Below are 15535 nucleotides of genomic sequence, written 5' to 3' on the forward strand. Positions count from 1 at the left end.
TTTTTCCAGGAGTCTTTATAGAAACCTCCGAGATATCCGAGACTTCCGAGAATCCGGCTTAACCCATTGTATTTATGGTATTTCTCATCTCCTCGGATATCCGAGATACATCCGAGACCTCCGAGACTTGCTACTCACAATCCCTCGGCCCACCAACACGCAGGGCGGCGATGCTCTTGTCGTTCCGCACGCGATTCTCATAGCAACCGCCTTCAAAGGGCGGTCCCTCGCGCTAAAGTGTCAACGGCACTCAGGAATTGATACAGTTTCTGTCGGCATCGGCACTTCAGATTTGATACACCGGGTTGTAGTGTTATTGCGGTGCCGACCGCATTCCGTTGGCGGCGTTCTCCTTTGTCGTAGTCGATCTCTTCATAACCAGTCCGGCGCGCCGCTTGTCGCGTAGTCGATAGCTCTCGCCCTGGATCGCCACGACGTGAGCGTGATGCAATAGCCGGTCGAGCATGGCAGCAGTGAGCGTTGCGTCATCGGCGAACGTCTGGTCCCACTGCCCGAATGGAAGGTTGCTGGTCACGATCAGACTGCCGCGCTCGTATCGTTTGGCGATCACCTGGAAGAACAGGTTGGCCTGTTCACGGCTCATCGGCAGGTACCCGATCTCATCGATGATCAACAGCCGGTACGGGTTGATGAACCGTTTGAGGGCGTCGCCCAGCTGATTCTGCCGATGTGCCGTGGTCAGTATCATCAGCAGGTCTGCTGCCGTAATGAAGCGCACCTTGATTCCAGCTTGCGTTGCTGCATAACCAAGCGCCATTGCAATGTGCGTTTTGCCTGTGCCACTCGGTCCGAGTAATACGACGTTCTCGTTTCGCTCCAGAAACGTCAGACTCGCCAGCTCCTGAACCTGCGATCTGGGCACACCGCTGGCTGCTGCGAAGTCGAAACCGTCGAGGGTCTTGATCGTCGGGAAGCCTGCCAGGCGTGCAAACGTCGCGCGCTGCCTGACGAGCCGCGCCGTGTGCTCGGCCTTAAGTACCGATTCGAGAAACTCTGTCAGGTTTACCTCATCGGCGATCGCCTTTTGCGCCAGGTGCGGCAACGCGTCCGCGATGGTCGTGAGCTTCAGCTGGGCGCATAGCTGCGCCACTCGTTCGTGTGCGATGTTCATGCGGCAACCCGAATCAGCTGGTCGTACACGGACAGCGGGTGCTGTAGCGGAGATAGCCAGTCGTGGAATCGCTCGCGCAACTCCTGTCCGCTCGCCGGTGTCGTTGCTGGCAACAGCGACGGATACGGTGGCGGTACGCTCTGCAAGGCCTTCTGCTCAACAAGCAACTGCTCGCCTGGCTTCAAGCGGGTCGTTCCATGTATCCGGACATGCGCAACTTCGCGTAGCCAACGCCAGACTTCAGTGTTGGCGGTCGTCACGTCCAGTTCGACGTTGGCCGCCTTGAACTGGGCGGCCAGCGGAACGTAGAAACTGCGGCGCAAATATCCGTTCATCCGTTCGACCTTGCCTTTGGTCTTCGCGCGATAAGGCCGACAAAGCTGGGGCTGAAACCCGTAGTGCCGGGCGAAGTCGAGAAACCCCGGCTGGAAACGGTGCTGCTTCGGACCATAAGCATCCCGCTCGATGACAACGGTCTTCATATTGTCGTACAGCGCACGGCGCGGCACACCGCCGAACCAGTTAAAACAGTTGACGTGACACCTGAGCAAAGTATCGAGTCGCATGTCGGAAACGAATTCGACGTAAGTCGCGCGGCTATAGCCGAGAGTGGCCACGAATGCGAACAGATTCGCTCCTTTGCGCCGGCGGAACTCGACCCAGTCGACCTGCATCTGATCGCCCGCGGCAGTCTCGAATCGCACCAAAGGATCGGGCGCCGGTAGAGGCCGCAATGTCGCAACGAACTTGCGCACGATTCTCTCGCCGCCATTGAATCCCTGCGATTGGATCTCGCGCCACAGAACTGTCGCTGGAATCCAGTCCGGTGCCGCTGACGCGATCCGTTCCCGAAGATAGGCTTCGAACGGTTTCAGTATCGAATCGCGCGCAGTCGCTGCGGGCCGAAACATCGGCGCGTCCTGCGTCGCCAGATATTTCCTCACCGTGTTGACGGAGCAGCCAACCTCACAAGCAATGGCACGCAGGCTCTTGCCCTGCTTGTGCAATATCCTGATCTGCATGTATCCCTCGTACGAGATCATCGCCGCTCAAAGCGGCCATTATCCCTTCGTCGAGGTGTATCAATTCCTCAGTGCCGACGGTGTATCAATTTACAGGTGCCGATGACAAAAGCAAAGCGTCTCGCCCAACAAGGGACTCGTGAGGGACGTTGCACGCAGGCGGCGATGATCTTCTGCACTTCGACCCGCGTTCACTAATCCTCGATATGCTCCGCGCGTAGACACCCCGGAATACGAACGAAGAGCGACGATCATGGACCTAACCGCATACGAGCCTTTCGAATTTGCTGACGCGGAATACGCGCAGCAGTTCCATCCGTGCTTCGATGCCTATATCGAACTGCGAGTGAAGGGCATGCCGCGCGATCTGGCCGTGATTGAAGCATTTGAGCTGATCCGTCTGAAGGTAAGTCTTCACAACGCCGAAGAACTCGGACGCGCGGCGGATTGCAACCCGTACGTGAAGGCGCGGTTCGAGAAAGTGCTGGCGGCGAAGGCCGTAACGAGTGACCTCTGGACCCAGAACAGGGCAGTCCATAACCTGCTCAAGCTTATCGAAGACCCGCGTGTAAGGGACACGACGCGTTTGAACGCTATCAACGCGCTCAACGTCATGTGCGGCTATCTCGAACTGGATGACAGTGTGAAACGCAAGATCGGTCACACGCTCGAAGACTTCTACAAGATGACTGCCGATCAATCTTCAAGCCCGAAGACGCACTGATTATGGAAGCCAACGAGTACAAGACCATCCTGAAGGAGCACGGCAGACGTGTCGCAAACCGTGCGGCATACGCTGCGTTGGGGCGCGATGCAGAGCACTCGTTGAACGGCTTTTACGCGATGTACGGCAACGAAGCAGGCCTGCCAGAGAACGAGCGTTGCAAGACCGGGTTGGTCGATCAGTTCGATCCTGTTGGTTGGAACAAGCACTACAGCAACCACCCGGCAAATCCTCTCAGCCCGATCTATCACGCCACAAGAGGCGCAAGCGCACATTGGTTCGATCAGCTGTTCGGCGCGCGAGAGTTCTGGGGTGATTGGGTCATCCGCTTTCTGTACAAGTGCATAGTGCTTGACGAACGGATTGAAGAATCTTTCCTCATCGTGGACGATCAAGGTGAGTTCGTCACGGTCGCTGATGGCTGCTATTACTGCGCGTGGTTTGCGGGTTGGTTCGGATGGACGGAATGGGTAAGAAGCTTGAATGCAGACGATGTGTCTGCACTGCGGCTCGTGCTGCGAGTCGTCGTTATGCAAGAGTTCAATCACCGCCACCCGGAACCGGGTTCACCTGAAGCCGAAGCGTTCTTGGAAAAGCACAAGTTGCACACATAGGCAAAACATTCTTTCACTAACCATAGGAGTACATAGCAATGAACACCAACGTAGAGAACACCATCCCGGCAACCAAGGTCTGCCACGCCGTACCGGGCGAGATGGACACGATGAAGATGCGCGGCTACCAAGGCCCGACTAACGGCGCGCACCCGGTCGATCACTCGGAAGCAAGCCGACTGGCCGCAGCGGCTGGAGCAGAGCAGGATCGTTTGATGGAGTATCGCGATACTTCGGCGCAAGCTGCTCTTGTGGATCGATCGACCGTTGCAGAGGCCGAACTGGTCGTGGCTGAAGCTGAACCGGTCGTGGCTGAGTCGTCCGCCGCTCCTACTGAGTAACGTCCTACCCGCGTCCCGCTAGGTGCTGATCCCAAGCGCCCAGCGCCTGCGACCGCCTTATAGGGGCGGTTGTGCTAAACGCTGGCTCTAGCCCGTTGTGGCGCCCCGCCCATCTCGTATCCTTCCCGCCTTGGCAGCGCCCTAGCCGAACACCGTTTTACACACGTGGCGCGGCTGTAACCGCCCATCGAGTAGCGCCGCCCGCACTGCCAACCCACCGCATTACCAACGCATCGCATCCAATTTGCTCTCGATCCGATCCCACTTGTGACGCCTGCGCAGTTTCTCAAGATCGTCAGCAGTCGCGCCAGTGGCTTCGAACACGTTGAATTCCTGCTGCTGCAATGACGGACTCGTGCCGGTTCTCGTCCGACCGCATGCCGTTTTCGCATACGCGTAACGAAACCGTCCAGCCGAAACTCGCATGTCATCATCCCTTGCAGGGAGTAGGCGCACAGATTCGCGCGACTTCAACTCAAACGGAAAAGTCAGACCGTCCGGTGCGACGAACTTGATGGTGGCATCGTTTGAGTCTCTTGGCTTAACACCAACCTCGCTCACGTACACAGGAAACTGGCTCAGGTTGACCACTTGAATGCGTATCTCATACGTGTCCGGGTCGGCCGTCGAGCCTTCAAGTGGAATAGTCGGCACGACCTGCAGTGAAACGCGCTGCGAGCGCACCAGCATGTACACATTGACGGCCACAAGCACAACATTCACGACGCCCAGCGTGATATTCACGGCTGTCGCTACTGAACTCATTTCAACACCCACTTACGGTAGCTCGGAACGACCCGAAGTGATGAGGGTCAAGCGTTAGCATCAAGCATACTTTAGTGAACAACTCACGCGATTTATTTGCGTTGCAGCGTATTGCAGTGTTCATTGGAGTTTCGTCAAATGCGTCCTGTGCAGCGATCTTGCTGCGTAACCAAACAGGAGAAGTGACGTGAATAAACCGTTGATGACGAAAGATCAAATTACCCAATCGTGCCTTCGCCATGTAGCGGATATTGGACTGACAAAACGCAAGGATCGGGAGGTAGCTGCAAGAGCTTGGGGCTCACTGCGTGGATTGTCTGAATTTCTTGATGATTTTGACCTTCTGCCACTTTGCACCCAGATGTGCGGCGGAATTCGGGAACGCTTGTCGAAGAAGGGAGAGTTGCAGTTTTTAGCTTGGATTGAAAGGCGAATGGCCGAAGAACAGCGGGTCACAAAGCCGACAGTCGCAAAACGGGCAGCGTGAGCACCGCGCGTCCCGCTCGCGTCCCTTTACACGCGCGGCAGGGCGCAAACCTTGATCCTCCAGTTGCGGCCTCGCCTTCCAAAGGCGGTTGCGCTCGCTCTGCCGCAACGCTTTCCCAGACAGAACGCTTAGAAGCGCTGCTCGTAATAGCGTGAAATTCGCACAAGCGTCGCGCCGTATTCATGCGCGGTTGCCACGGGGTCCACCCAGCTAAACTTGAATGGCGCGATATTGGTGGCGATGAATCTTAGGACAATCAGCTCATCGAAAGAGGACGAAACGCGGGCAACGAGTCTTTGCTCGGCGGCCTGAGCCTCTTGAGCAGGATGTTTGTATCCGCCAACGCCTGTCGTTGAAAACTCTCTCTCGCCTTCTAGACTGCGGTAAATCGACGCATAGTTCACGCCAATGACACCAACGCAGATAGGATTGTTGCCGCCCCTTCGAAACTCGGCCGCTTGATTCAGCATGTCCGAGCCGACACGGTCCAACTGCTTGATCATCGCTTTAGCGAGGACTTTTGTCTCCGTCCCGACTTCAGCATCCGCGATCTTTCCAAACCTAACTGCGTATAAATCTCTCGTTTCCGGGTCGATACCAGGAACCGCTGCGCCAAAAAAACCATCACCTCGGCGATGCGGTCTGCCAGTGGTCTTGTTCGTGGAGTTCGCTACGCTACGACCACTGTCGATATTGCTAATGAGCTTCGCGGAGCGACCAAGCGCATAGAGGTCTTCCACGAGAAATGACGCGACGAAATCACCGCGAGTCGAGTCACGATGGCGATATTCGTTGTTTTCGAATAGGGAGCGGAATGAATCGAGAAGCTTATAACTCGGAGCGGTCGCCATTTATCGTGGTTTTAAATCAAATCGTTCACATGCTTATCAAAGTGCCCCTTGAGGCGCCCGTCAGCATAGGACGATTCAGCGCGGTCTGCAACTTTTCCGTTCCGATACGCAGGTATTCCGGATCAATTTCGTTGGAGATCGAATGCCGCCCCGACTTATACGCCGCAATCGCGGTCGAGCAGGTGCCCGCGAACGGATCGAGCACCACATCACCTGCAAACGAGAACATGCGAATCAACCGCTCAGCCAGTTCGACAGGATAAGGCGCGGGGTGACCGTTTCGTGTCGAAGCCCCTCGCACATCCGTCCAGATCGGTTGCCACCACGCCTGCATCTCGTCCTTTGTCAGCATCGAGAGCGCCTTTTGTAGCAGCGATGGCGTACGGTAGGTGCCCCCTTTACGCATGAAGAGAATGAACTCAACGTCATTCTTAACGATTGCACCCGGCTGGTACGGCTTACCATAAAACCCTGCTCCGTTCCCAGCGGCTTCTGTCACCCCGTTGGCGATCTTGTTCCAGTAGATTGGAGACAAGGAATCTAAGCCGAACTTGCGCGCCCGAACCTGAATGTCCGAATGCAGCGGCATAACGTAGTGGCGGCCAGCTTTCTTACGCGGCAAACAAACGTCTCCGACCACACAGCAGATTCGTCCGCCCGGAGCTAGCACGCGAGCGCACTCAGCCCAGCACAGGTCAAGCTGCTTTAGAAACTCCTCGTAGTCTTCGATGTGTCCCATCTGAGAGGGATGGTCACGATAATCCTTCAGCGTCCAGTAGGGCGGCGAGGTAACGACTAGATGAACAGACCCGTCCGGAATCCAAGACAGGTCGCGCGCGTCTCCTAGATGAGTCCCATGCCGCGTCTCGTCAAATGGAGAGGGCCAAGGCACAGACCGAAGGGTCAGATTAATTTCGCGGAGCTTCGCAAGGCTTTCAGAGGTATTGTCGCTCGTCGGTATATCGTTCAAGAAGTCATACGCGTCGAGATCCTCTCGTTTCATTTCTGATGCCTTTGATAAGAGCTTATTTTGGAACCGCATCGTCACCGCGTATCTGCGCCGTTGCAAGGCAGAGCGGCCCGTTTGGCGCTTGAGCGATTTTACACGCGGGACCGAAGGAAGTACTGTAGAAATTAACAGGGTTTCGCCCTGATCTGGAAAGAGGCCGCCCAATGCTGAGCGGCCTTGTGCGTATGCCTTATCCAAGCTTCTTCGCAATATCCTCAGCGCGCGGCGCGGCGTACCGCTGGATCATAGACAACGTGCGGTGCCCGCTGACCTGCGAGACTTCCACGATATTCAAGCCCCGCTCCAACATGCGCGACACGCCCTCCCGGCGAAGGTCATGAAACCGTAATCCGTCGATCTTGACCCGTTCGCGCAACCGGACAAACGCGTGCTTAAGGCTGCACCGGTCTTTGCCGAACGCCCAAAGCACCCGGTCTCCCTTGCGCTCCAGTCCGCTCAGCACCGCCACCGCGCGGCTCGATAGCGGGATTGTTCGTGGGTGCCCGTTCTTCGTTACCGGGAATCGCGCGGTGCGCTGCTCCAGATCGACGTTCTTCCAAGTCAGCGCCAGCAGTTCGCCTTGGCGCGCAGCAGTCTCCACCGCGAGGATGATGGCGGGCGCTAAATGGATGATGCGCGATTGCTTGCAGCCTTCCAGCAGCTTTTCGAGTTCGCCCGGTTTGAGTCGCCTGTCGCGCGGAGCCGGTGCACGAGGCCGCGTGATACGGCACTCAGGAACGGCAACGCCCCATTCGATCTTCGCCCGGTTCAGCGCGGCTCGAATAATGTTGAGTTCGCGCAGGACCGTTCCGGCAGAAACCTTCTTCAACCGCTCATCGCGATAGGTCGCGAATACGGAAGGCGTCAGATCGGCAACGCGAACTTTCGTGAACGGTTCCTTGAGCCAGAGGGTGATTCGGTGCGCGTCCAGATCGCCGCTGCGGAGCGTGGGCGTGACCTCTTCCCGGTAGCGCTTCAACAGATCGCCAAGTGTCGTATCGGCCTGCGGCTGGGTCGCCTGACCCTCGCCTGTGTCCCAGGAACGTTCGATACCGCGAGCCCACTTCTTGGCATCCGCGAGGCTTCGGAAGGTCTTCGTTAGGGTGGGAAAATCACTGCGGCGGCACTTTGCCTGATACGTGACTTCGCCGGAAGCGATCACGCGTTTTGAGAATGTAGCCATTGCTGCGTCCCTTTTCGAGTCCCTTGGACGCGAAGAGCAACGCGAGAGATAACCTAAGTGCTTGAAATCACTTGGTGCGCCCGGCTGGGATCGAACCAGCAACCCCTGCCTTCGGAGGGCAGTACTCTATCCATTGAGCTACGGGCGCTTCAACACGACAGCGCGGCAACCAGAACGGATGCGGCGCCAAAGCGAGACCGCAAGGATACCCGGTTTCGGCCACACCGTCCACCGGACGGCCGATATGGCAGGATTAGGCGCCTTTCGGCAACTCCCGCGCGCTCCGGGTAAACGCCTGCTGAACACTCCGCCGCCGCCCTCGCCGCAGCCGAAATCTTGCGTCTATAATCGTCCGTGGCTGATATAGAACAAGAAGTTGCCGTCACGCTGTACCGCTCACATACCCACGGAGACGAGACAAGCATGAGCGAAGCACCCCACGGAGCCCCGATCAAAACCCCAGCGCAACTTGTCGCCGCGATCATCGCCGCGTTTGCCGTACCGATCGTCATCATCGTTCTGCTGGCGTTTTATGTCGATAATTCGACACGCACCGGCGCCGGCACCGACTCTCTCTCCGAAGCCGAAGTCACCGCCCGCATCAAGCCACTAGCCCAGGTCGAAATTCGCGATGCCAACGCGCCGCGCGTCTACAAGAGCGGCGAAGAGGTCTACAAGGCCGTTTGCTCCGCATGTCACGCGTCGGGCACGGCAGGCGCGCCGAAATTCACCAATACCGCCGACTGGGCGCCGCGCATCGCGCAGGGCTTCGACACGCTCTGGCACACGGCGCTCGCGGGCAAGGGCGCGATGCCCCCGCGCGGCGGCACCAGCCCGGACGACTACAGCGACTTCGAAATCGCCCGCGCGGTGGCCTACATGGCGAACAACTCCGGCGCGAGCTTCCCAGAACCGGCGCAGCCGGCCTCCGGTGCGGCGGCGGCCTCCGGTGCGGCCGCGGCGGCCGCGCCGGCGGGCGCTTCGGACGCGGGTGCGGCTCAGGCACAAGCCGCCGCAGCCATGGCCGCGATGGCAAGTGTCCCGCAAGCCGCAGCGCCGGCAGCCGGTGCTGCCCAAAGCGCGGACGCGTCGCAAGCCGGCAAGGCGTTGTATCAGCAGGTCTGTCAGGCGTGTCACGCGGCGGGCGTGCTGAACGCACCGAAATTCGGCGACAAGCAAGCCTGGGCGCCGCGCCTGAAAGAGCCGATGGACACGGTCTACAACTACGCGCTGCACGGCAAGGGCGCGATGCCGCCGAAGGGCGGGTCGAGTGCGTCGGATGCCGACGTGAAGGCCGCCGTCGACTACATGGTCAGCGCGGTGAAGTAAGGCTTTCGACAGAACGCGCTGCGTGTGCTTGGCGCGCGAAAGGAAAATCCCTGCATGCGGTGACGCGATGCAGGGATTTTTTTATGCGCGATGCGTTTATGCGTCAGGCCCGATGGTGCGCGTCCGGGGGCGCACGCGGCACGACTGAATGCAATGCGTCCTAGACAAAGGCTCATCGCGGCGCGCGGTGTCTCGCCAACGAACGAGCGGACTGACAAACGACGCAAACAGAGCAACCCGCAGCGTGCCCGGAACAAGCGCTTGAGACAGGCACCGGCACCGGGCGTCCACCCCACTTGCTCAAGGCTTCTGCAACAACGCCTTCAAACTCGCGAGCCGGTCTTTCGGCGACATCGGCGCTTCTTCCGGCGTCGGCGGCGGCGCATCGTCGAGCAGCATTTCGGGGATGAAGCGCGACGGCTCGCACACCACCGTCTCTCGTGCGCGCTTGCGCTTCTTGCACCAGTTCAGATGCAAACTGCGCTGCGCCCGCGTGATCGCGACGTACATCAGCCGGCGCTCTTCCTCGATGCGCGCGTCGTCGATCGGTTCGTCGTCGGGGCCGCCGCGATGCGGCATGATGCCTTCCTCGACGCCTACCAGAAACACGTGCGGATACTCCAGCCCCTTCGACGCGTGCACGGTCGAAAGCCGCACTGCATCCGGATCTTCCTCGCGGCCTTCGAGCATCGACATCAGCGCGACGGTCTGGATCAGGCCCAGCAGATTCTTGCCGGTGTCGCCGAAACCGTCGGCGGTGTCGTAACCGGTCGCCTCACTGTTGGCGGCGCTCTCGGGCTCGGCCTTGGTGCCTTTGCGCTTGAGCCACTCCATGAACTCCAACACGTTCTGCCATTTGGCCTGCGCCTGACGTTCGTCGAATGCATCGTACAGATACGCTTCGTAGTGGATCGCGTCCATCAGTTCGTCGAGCAGCGTGCCGGCCGCGTCTTTCTCGGCGCGATCGGTGAGGCGCTGCATGAAGTCGCAGAACACGCGCATCGGTTCGATCTGGCGCGGCGACAGACGCGCCTCGATGCCGCCCATGTACACCGCCTCGAACAGCGAGACCTTCGCCTGGCCTGCGAACGAGCCGAGCGCTTCGAGCGTCGTATTGCCGACGCCGCGGCGCGGCGTGGTGATCGCGCGGATGAACGCGGGGTCGTCGTTCGCGTTGGCGATCAGACGCAGATACGCGCAGATGTCCTTGATCTCGGCCTTATCGAAGAACGACTGCCCGCCGGACAGCACATACGGAATCCGCTCGCGACGCAGCACCTGTTCGAAGATGCGCGCCTGGAAATTGCCGCGATACAGGATCGCGTAATCGCGGAAATTCGCGCGCCGCTCGAACTTGTGCGCGGACAGCCGGAACACCACGGACTCGGCCTCATGCTCTTCGTCGTTGCAACCCGTGACGGTGATCGTGTCGCCCATGCCGTGCTCGGACCACAGCTTCTTTTCGAACAGCTTCGGATTGTTCGCGATCACGTTGTTCGCAGCGGTCAGAATGCGCACCGTCGAGCGGTAATTCTGTTCCAGCTTGATCAGATGCAGCTTCGGAAAATCCTTGCTGAGCTGGCCGAGATTTTCGAGCGTCGCGCCGCGCCAGCCGTAGATCGCCTGGTCGTCGTCGCCGACCGCCGTGAACGCCGCGCGCTTGCCCGCGAGGAGCTTCACGAGTTCGTACTGGCACGCGTTGGTGTCCTGGTACTCGTCGATCAGCAAATAGCGCAGCTTGTTCTGCCAACGCTCGCGCACCTGCTCGTTCTTCGCGAACAGTTCGGCGGGCAGGCGGATCAGATCGTCGAAATCGACCGCCTGATACGCGTGCAGCGTCGCCACGTAGTTGCGGTAGACGATCGCGGCCTGATGCTCGTCTTCGTTCGCGGCGATCGCAATCGCCTGCTCGGGCATGATCAGGCCGTTCTTCCACAGCGAGATGATCGACTGGATCTTGCGGATGAAGCCCTTGTCCGTCGAGCCCACCTGCTCCTGAATCATGCCGAAGCAGTCGTCCGAATCCATGATCGAGAACTGCGGCTTCAGTCCGACGTGTTCCGCCTCCTGCCGCAGAATCTGCACGCCGAGCGAGTGGAACGTACACACCGTCAACTGATTGACGGGCACCTTGCGGCCTTCCTTGCCGGGCGTCGTGAGCGTCTTGCCTTCGAGTAGCTTGCCGACGCGCTCGCGCATTTCGGCCGCGGCCTTGTTCGTGAACGTGACGGCGGCGATGTGGCGCGGCTCGAAGCCTTTGGCTTCGATCAGGTGGGCGATTTTCTGCGTGATCACGCGCGTTTTGCCGCTGCCTGCGCCGGCGAGCACGAGACACGGACCGTCGAGATAACGGACCGCTTCATTTTGAGCGGGGTTCAGGCCTGCGGACATCGTCTGTGGATGGGTGATGCGGTTAAGAGCGGTGGTCGAGGGCACGTCGGCGTGAAAATCGCCGGCTGGAGGCCCGGGGGCATGCTGCGCGGCCGCGTCGGCTGGAACGGGCGCCCGCAGGGTGCGAGGGTGTTCCGGTCCGGCGCGATTTCGCGCGAGAGGAGCGATGTTAACACGGATGCCTGCGATGGACGCCGCGCCGGACACCCCGGCGGCTAGCCGTGACCGACACCCGGGCCGGCCCCAAGCGGTCCCCGCCGAATCACCGCGACGATGCTGAGGGTCCGCCTCCAGGTCATGCCACAATTACGGTGTTGCGCGCCGTCGCCGCGGTGGCAAAGCGGCGCGCCGTTTTTGCAGGAAGACACGCATGCCCGGATCGCTAAACATTGGATTGATGGGTTACGGTTTTGCTGGCGCGACCTTTCATGCGCCGGTAATCGCGCATTGCGGACGCGCGAGCGTCGCCGCCATCGCGACGAGCCAGCCCGAACGCGCGCAGGCCGACTATCCGCACGCGAAAGTCGTGGCCGACCTCGATGCGCTGCTGGCGCTCGACGACATCGACTGCGTCGTCATCGCCACACCCAACGACACGCACTTCGACCTCGCGCGCCGCACCCTGGAAGCCGGCAAGCACGTGGTGGTCGACAAGCCGGTCACGCTGAGCGCCGCCGACGCCCACACGCTGGCCAACATCGCGCTCGCGCGGGGCAAGCTGTTCATGCCGTTCCACAACCGTCGCTGGGACGGCGATTTTCTGACCGTGCGCGATCTGCTCGCCCGCGTGGAACTGGGGCGCGTCACGCAGTTCGAATCGCACTTCGATCGCTTCCGGCCGGGCGTGCGACAACGCTGGCGTGAAGAGGTGTCGCGCGGCGGCGGCTTGCTGTTCGATCTCGGGCCGCATCTGATCGACCAGGCATTGGCGCTGTTCGGCGCTCCGCAGACGGTCTCGGCGACGGTGCGCACGCATCGCGACCAGGCGAGCGCGCCGGACTACGTACACATTCAGCTCGGCTACGGCGAGTTCGAGGTGGTGCTGCACGCGAGCGCGCTGACCGCGTTGGCCGCGCCGCGCTTTGCAGTCCACGGCACGCGCGGCAGCTATGTGAAACACGGCCTCGACACGCAGGAAGACCAGCTGAAAGCAGGCCTGCGGCCCGGCGACGAAGGGTTCGGCGCCGGCAATACCACGGGCTTGCTGCGCGTGCTGGAAGGCGATCAGGAAGTCGAGCGCGAAGTGCCGACCCGCAATGGGGACTACGCCGGGTTCTATATCGCGGTGGCGGACGCCATCCAGAACGGCATTGCATTCCCTGTCACGGCTCAGGATGCTGTCGACGTGATGACCATCATCGAGCTTGCCGCGCGCAGCTCGGAAGAAGGTGTGCGCTTGCCGTTCGCGCGCATTCTCTGAGCCGCTCGAGCGCGCGGCACGACGCCTTGTGTACCTAAAACTGCACGAGCCGCCGGGCTCGCGCGGGCAGAAACCCGACACCTCCGAAAGGAACATAACGTTACAACTCTGCCCGCTCGCCGGTCAGCGCGCGGCCGCGCTCATTCGTTGCTACCTGAGTAGCATCCCCACGACAACGACTTCCGGAGAGTCTATGCCTCGTATCACCCGCGCCATTGCAGCAGGCGCCCTGCTCAGTTCTCTCGCCGCCTGTGTGGTGACTCCGCCGCCCGCGCCGGCGCCACACCCCACCCAGCAGCAGATCGCGGATCAGCGTCTGCGTCAGGTCGAAGGCCGGATCGACAATCTCGGCCGCCGCATCGACAAACGGGTGAATCAGGGCGACTACCCGCCGCCGCAAGGCGCATCCCTGCATCATCGGCTGGACGTGATCCGCCAGGAAGCGCACGACATGGCCGCGCAACATGGCGGCGGCCTCACCGCCGACGAACAGCGCGTGCTGAATCAGGAGCTGGACAACGCGGCTCACGCGATCGGCGAGTAAGCGGCTCCGGTTCGGTCATCGAAGCACCACCCGTCGAAGCAGCACCCGTCGAAGCAGCACCCGTCGAAGCAGCACCGTTACGCAGCCCAGCGCGGGCAAGCCGGCCCGCGCTTTTTTTTCGCCCGCGCGTGCCGCAGCCGCCTCCCTATAGGCCGCCAGCCTTTATTTGACAAGCCCCCGGCCGTCGCGTACATTCGCCGCACGCGTCGGGAGAGCGCGCTGGCCGCCGAATATCGCAGGCCGCGCCGCCGAAGGGGCACACCCGCAAACTCTCAGGCAAAAGGACCGACCGCGTCGAAAAACCCTCGCCAAAGCAAGCTCAAGGCAGCGGTTTTTCGCACTCTGGAGAGCGGCAGTAGCCGTCTGCGTTTTGGCAACATCATGCAGATTCAGGCAGGCTGCCCACCGAAGGGGCGCGCGTGTCACCGTGACGAAGCAACGTTCACGGTCGCGCAATCTCTCAGGTATCGAGGACAGAGGGGTCATGCAGAACCACGCTCGCAGGCACCTTGCTGCGAGGCGTCGCGCCGCATGGCCTTTTCTGTTTCGCGAGATGCCCGAGGCCCCATGACCGAACTCAAACACACCCCGCTCAACGCCACCCATCGTGCGCTCAATGCCCGCATGGTCGATTTCGGCGGCTGGGACATGCCTGTCAACTACGGCTCGCAGATTGACGAACACCGCGCCGTGCGCACCGACGCCGGCATGTTCGACGTCTCGCACATGTGCGTGGTCGACTTCACCGGCGAGCGCGTGCGCGCCTTCTTCGAATACGCGCTGGCCAACAACGTCGGCAAGCTGCAAACGCCCGGCCGCGCGCTCTATTCCTGTCTGCTGAACCCGAACGGCGGCGTGATCGACGATCTGATCGTCTATTACTTCGGCGAAGACCACTTCCGCGTGGTCGTCAACGCCGGCACCGCCGACAAAGACATCGCCTGGTTCGGCCAGCTCAACGCCGACGGCGGCTTCGGCCTGACCATCACGCCGCGCCGCGACTTCGCGATCGTCGCCGTGCAAGGCCCGAACGCGCGCGAGAAAGTCTGGCAAACGGTGCCCACCGCGCGCGCCGCCACCGAAGCTCTGAAGCCGTTCAACGCGGCACGCGTCGAAGGCACGCCGTTTGGCGAACTGACCGTCGCACGCACCGGCTACACCGGCGAAGACGGTTTCGAAATCATCGTGCCGGCGGACCACGTAGCGGCGCTGTGGAACGCGCTGCACGCGCAAGGCGTGCGCCCGGCCGGCCTCGGCGCGCGCGACACGCTGCGCCTTGAAGCCGGCATGAACCTGTACGGCCAGGACATGGACGACAGCGTCTCGCCGCTCGACGCCGGCCTCGCGTGGACCGTCGATCTGACCTCGCCGCGCGAGTTCGTCGGCAAGGGCAAGCTCGAAGCCGACGGCTCGAAGGCCGCATTCGTCGGGCTGATCCTGCTGAAGGAAAACGGCAAGGCCGCGGGTGTGCTGCGCGCGCACCAGAAAGTCCTCACGCCGCAGGGCGAAGGCGAAATCACCAGCGGCACTTTTTCCCCGACGATGCAGGAATCGATCGCCTTCGCGCGCGTGCCCAAGGGCGTGCAGCCGGGCGACACCGTTCACGTCCAGATTCGAGACAAGGCCGTTCCCGCGAGCGTGGTAAAACTGCCATTCGTGCGCAATGGCAAGGTGCTGGCCGTTTAGGCAGCCGCGCGCACGTCCCCTCTTTTTTAAGCCAATA

15 protein-coding genes, 1 tRNA gene and 2 riboswitches are annotated in these 15535 nt (G+C 60.9%); of the genes, 8 read left to right on the forward strand and 8 right to left on the reverse strand.

From position 1 onward, the window contains the following. Positions 1 to 313: 313 nt before the first annotated feature. Both istB and istA read right to left on the reverse strand, forming a co-directional pair. On the reverse strand, positions 314 to 1132 hold the full coding sequence (istB, locus tag B0G69_RS05915; protein ID WP_121315176.1) for an IS21-like element helper ATPase IstB: 819 nt from the start codon (positions 1130 to 1132) through the stop codon (positions 314 to 316). Beyond that, on the reverse strand, positions 1129 to 2154 hold the full coding sequence (istA, locus tag B0G69_RS05920; RefSeq protein ID WP_241991246.1) for an IS21 family transposase: 1026 nt from the start codon (positions 2152 to 2154) through the stop codon (positions 1129 to 1131). The genes istB and istA overlap by 4 nt, the downstream gene beginning before the upstream one ends. 253 nt (positions 2155 to 2407) lie before the next feature. Between istA and B0G69_RS05925 the strand changes: the two genes are divergently transcribed. From B0G69_RS05925 to B0G69_RS05935, 3 genes are read left to right on the forward strand one after another with little or no spacing between them, the layout of a single operon-like run. Further along, positions 2408 to 2878 (forward strand): hypothetical protein, encoded by a 471-nt coding sequence (locus B0G69_RS05925; RefSeq protein WP_241991264.1) that lies wholly within the window; start codon positions 2408 to 2410, stop codon positions 2876 to 2878. Positions 2879 to 2880: 2 nt separating this feature from the next. Continuing rightward, a complete protein-coding gene (locus B0G69_RS05930; RefSeq protein WP_121316054.1) occupies positions 2881 to 3492 on the forward strand; it encodes a hypothetical protein in 612 nt (203 codons plus the stop codon). A gap of 38 nt (positions 3493 to 3530) precedes the next feature. After that, positions 3531 to 3833: a hypothetical protein gene (locus B0G69_RS05935; protein WP_121316055.1), complete on the forward strand. Its 303-nt coding sequence runs from the start codon at positions 3531 to 3533 to the stop codon at positions 3831 to 3833. Between the two features lie 222 nt (positions 3834 to 4055). On the opposite strand, the gene B0G69_RS05940 is transcribed toward B0G69_RS05935, so the two are convergent. Beyond that, positions 4056 to 4577: a hypothetical protein gene (locus B0G69_RS05940; protein ID WP_121316056.1), complete on the reverse strand. Its 522-nt coding sequence runs from the start codon at positions 4575 to 4577 to the stop codon at positions 4056 to 4058. Positions 4578 to 4785: 208 nt separating this feature from the next. On the opposite strand from B0G69_RS05940, the gene B0G69_RS40575 reads away from it, so the two are divergent. Further along, on the forward strand, positions 4786 to 5085 hold the full coding sequence (locus B0G69_RS40575; protein WP_147440699.1) for a hypothetical protein: 300 nt from the start codon (positions 4786 to 4788) through the stop codon (positions 5083 to 5085). A 128-nt stretch (positions 5086 to 5213) separates the two neighbouring features. On the opposite strand, the gene B0G69_RS05945 is transcribed toward B0G69_RS40575, so the two are convergent. From B0G69_RS05945 to B0G69_RS05960, 4 genes are all read right to left on the reverse strand, one after another. Then, positions 5214 to 5936 (reverse strand): hypothetical protein, encoded by a 723-nt coding sequence (locus B0G69_RS05945; protein ID WP_121316057.1) that lies wholly within the window; start codon positions 5934 to 5936, stop codon positions 5214 to 5216. 25 nt (positions 5937 to 5961) lie between these two features. Then, on the reverse strand, positions 5962 to 7143 hold the full coding sequence (locus B0G69_RS05950; protein WP_199731145.1) for a site-specific DNA-methyltransferase: 1182 nt from the start codon (positions 7141 to 7143) through the stop codon (positions 5962 to 5964). Continuing rightward, on the reverse strand, positions 7136 to 8128 hold the full coding sequence (locus B0G69_RS05955) for a site-specific integrase (protein WP_121316059.1): 993 nt from the start codon (positions 8126 to 8128) through the stop codon (positions 7136 to 7138). Before B0G69_RS05955 ends, B0G69_RS05950 begins: the two co-directional genes overlap by 8 nt. Before the next feature lie 72 nt (positions 8129 to 8200). After that, positions 8201 to 8276: transfer RNA gene (locus tag B0G69_RS05960), tRNA-Arg, on the reverse strand. Positions 8277 to 8551: 275 nt separating this feature from the next. On the opposite strand from B0G69_RS05960, the gene B0G69_RS05965 reads away from it, so the two are divergent. Then, positions 8552 to 9457 carry a c-type cytochrome gene (locus B0G69_RS05965; protein ID WP_121316060.1) on the forward strand — a complete coding sequence of 302 codons (906 nt, stop codon included), beginning with the start codon at positions 8552 to 8554 and terminating at the stop codon, positions 9455 to 9457. 300 nt (positions 9458 to 9757) lie between these two features. Here B0G69_RS05965 and B0G69_RS05970 read toward each other — a convergent pair whose 3' ends face one another. After that, positions 9758 to 11848 (reverse strand): UvrD-helicase domain-containing protein, encoded by a 2091-nt coding sequence (locus tag B0G69_RS05970; protein WP_121316061.1) that lies wholly within the window; start codon positions 11846 to 11848, stop codon positions 9758 to 9760. A gap of 370 nt (positions 11849 to 12218) precedes the next feature. Between B0G69_RS05970 and B0G69_RS05975 the strand changes: the two genes are divergently transcribed. From B0G69_RS05975 to gcvT, 3 genes are all read left to right on the forward strand, one after another. Beyond that, the gene (locus B0G69_RS05975; protein WP_121316062.1) at positions 12219 to 13268 is read left to right on the forward strand and encodes an oxidoreductase; all 1050 of its coding nucleotides are present in this window, start codon (positions 12219 to 12221) and stop codon (positions 13266 to 13268) included. A gap of 193 nt (positions 13269 to 13461) precedes the next feature. After that, on the forward strand, positions 13462 to 13812 hold the full coding sequence (locus B0G69_RS05980; RefSeq protein ID WP_121316063.1) for a hypothetical protein: 351 nt from the start codon (positions 13462 to 13464) through the stop codon (positions 13810 to 13812). A gap of 197 nt (positions 13813 to 14009) precedes the next feature. Further along, positions 14010 to 14111, forward strand: a riboswitch (glycine riboswitch). 33 nt (positions 14112 to 14144) lie between these two features. Then, a riboswitch (glycine riboswitch) is annotated at positions 14145 to 14299 on the forward strand. An 80-nt stretch (positions 14300 to 14379) separates the two neighbouring features. Then, positions 14380 to 15498 carry a glycine cleavage system aminomethyltransferase GcvT gene (gene gcvT, locus B0G69_RS05985; RefSeq protein WP_121316064.1) on the forward strand — a complete coding sequence of 373 codons (1119 nt, stop codon included), beginning with the start codon at positions 14380 to 14382 and terminating at the stop codon, positions 15496 to 15498. Positions 15499 to 15535: the final 37 nt, after the last annotated feature.

Source organism: Paraburkholderia sp. RAU2J (assembly GCF_003634845.1).
GTDB classification, from domain to species: Bacteria; Pseudomonadota; Gammaproteobacteria; order Burkholderiales; family Burkholderiaceae; genus Paraburkholderia; species Paraburkholderia fynbosensis.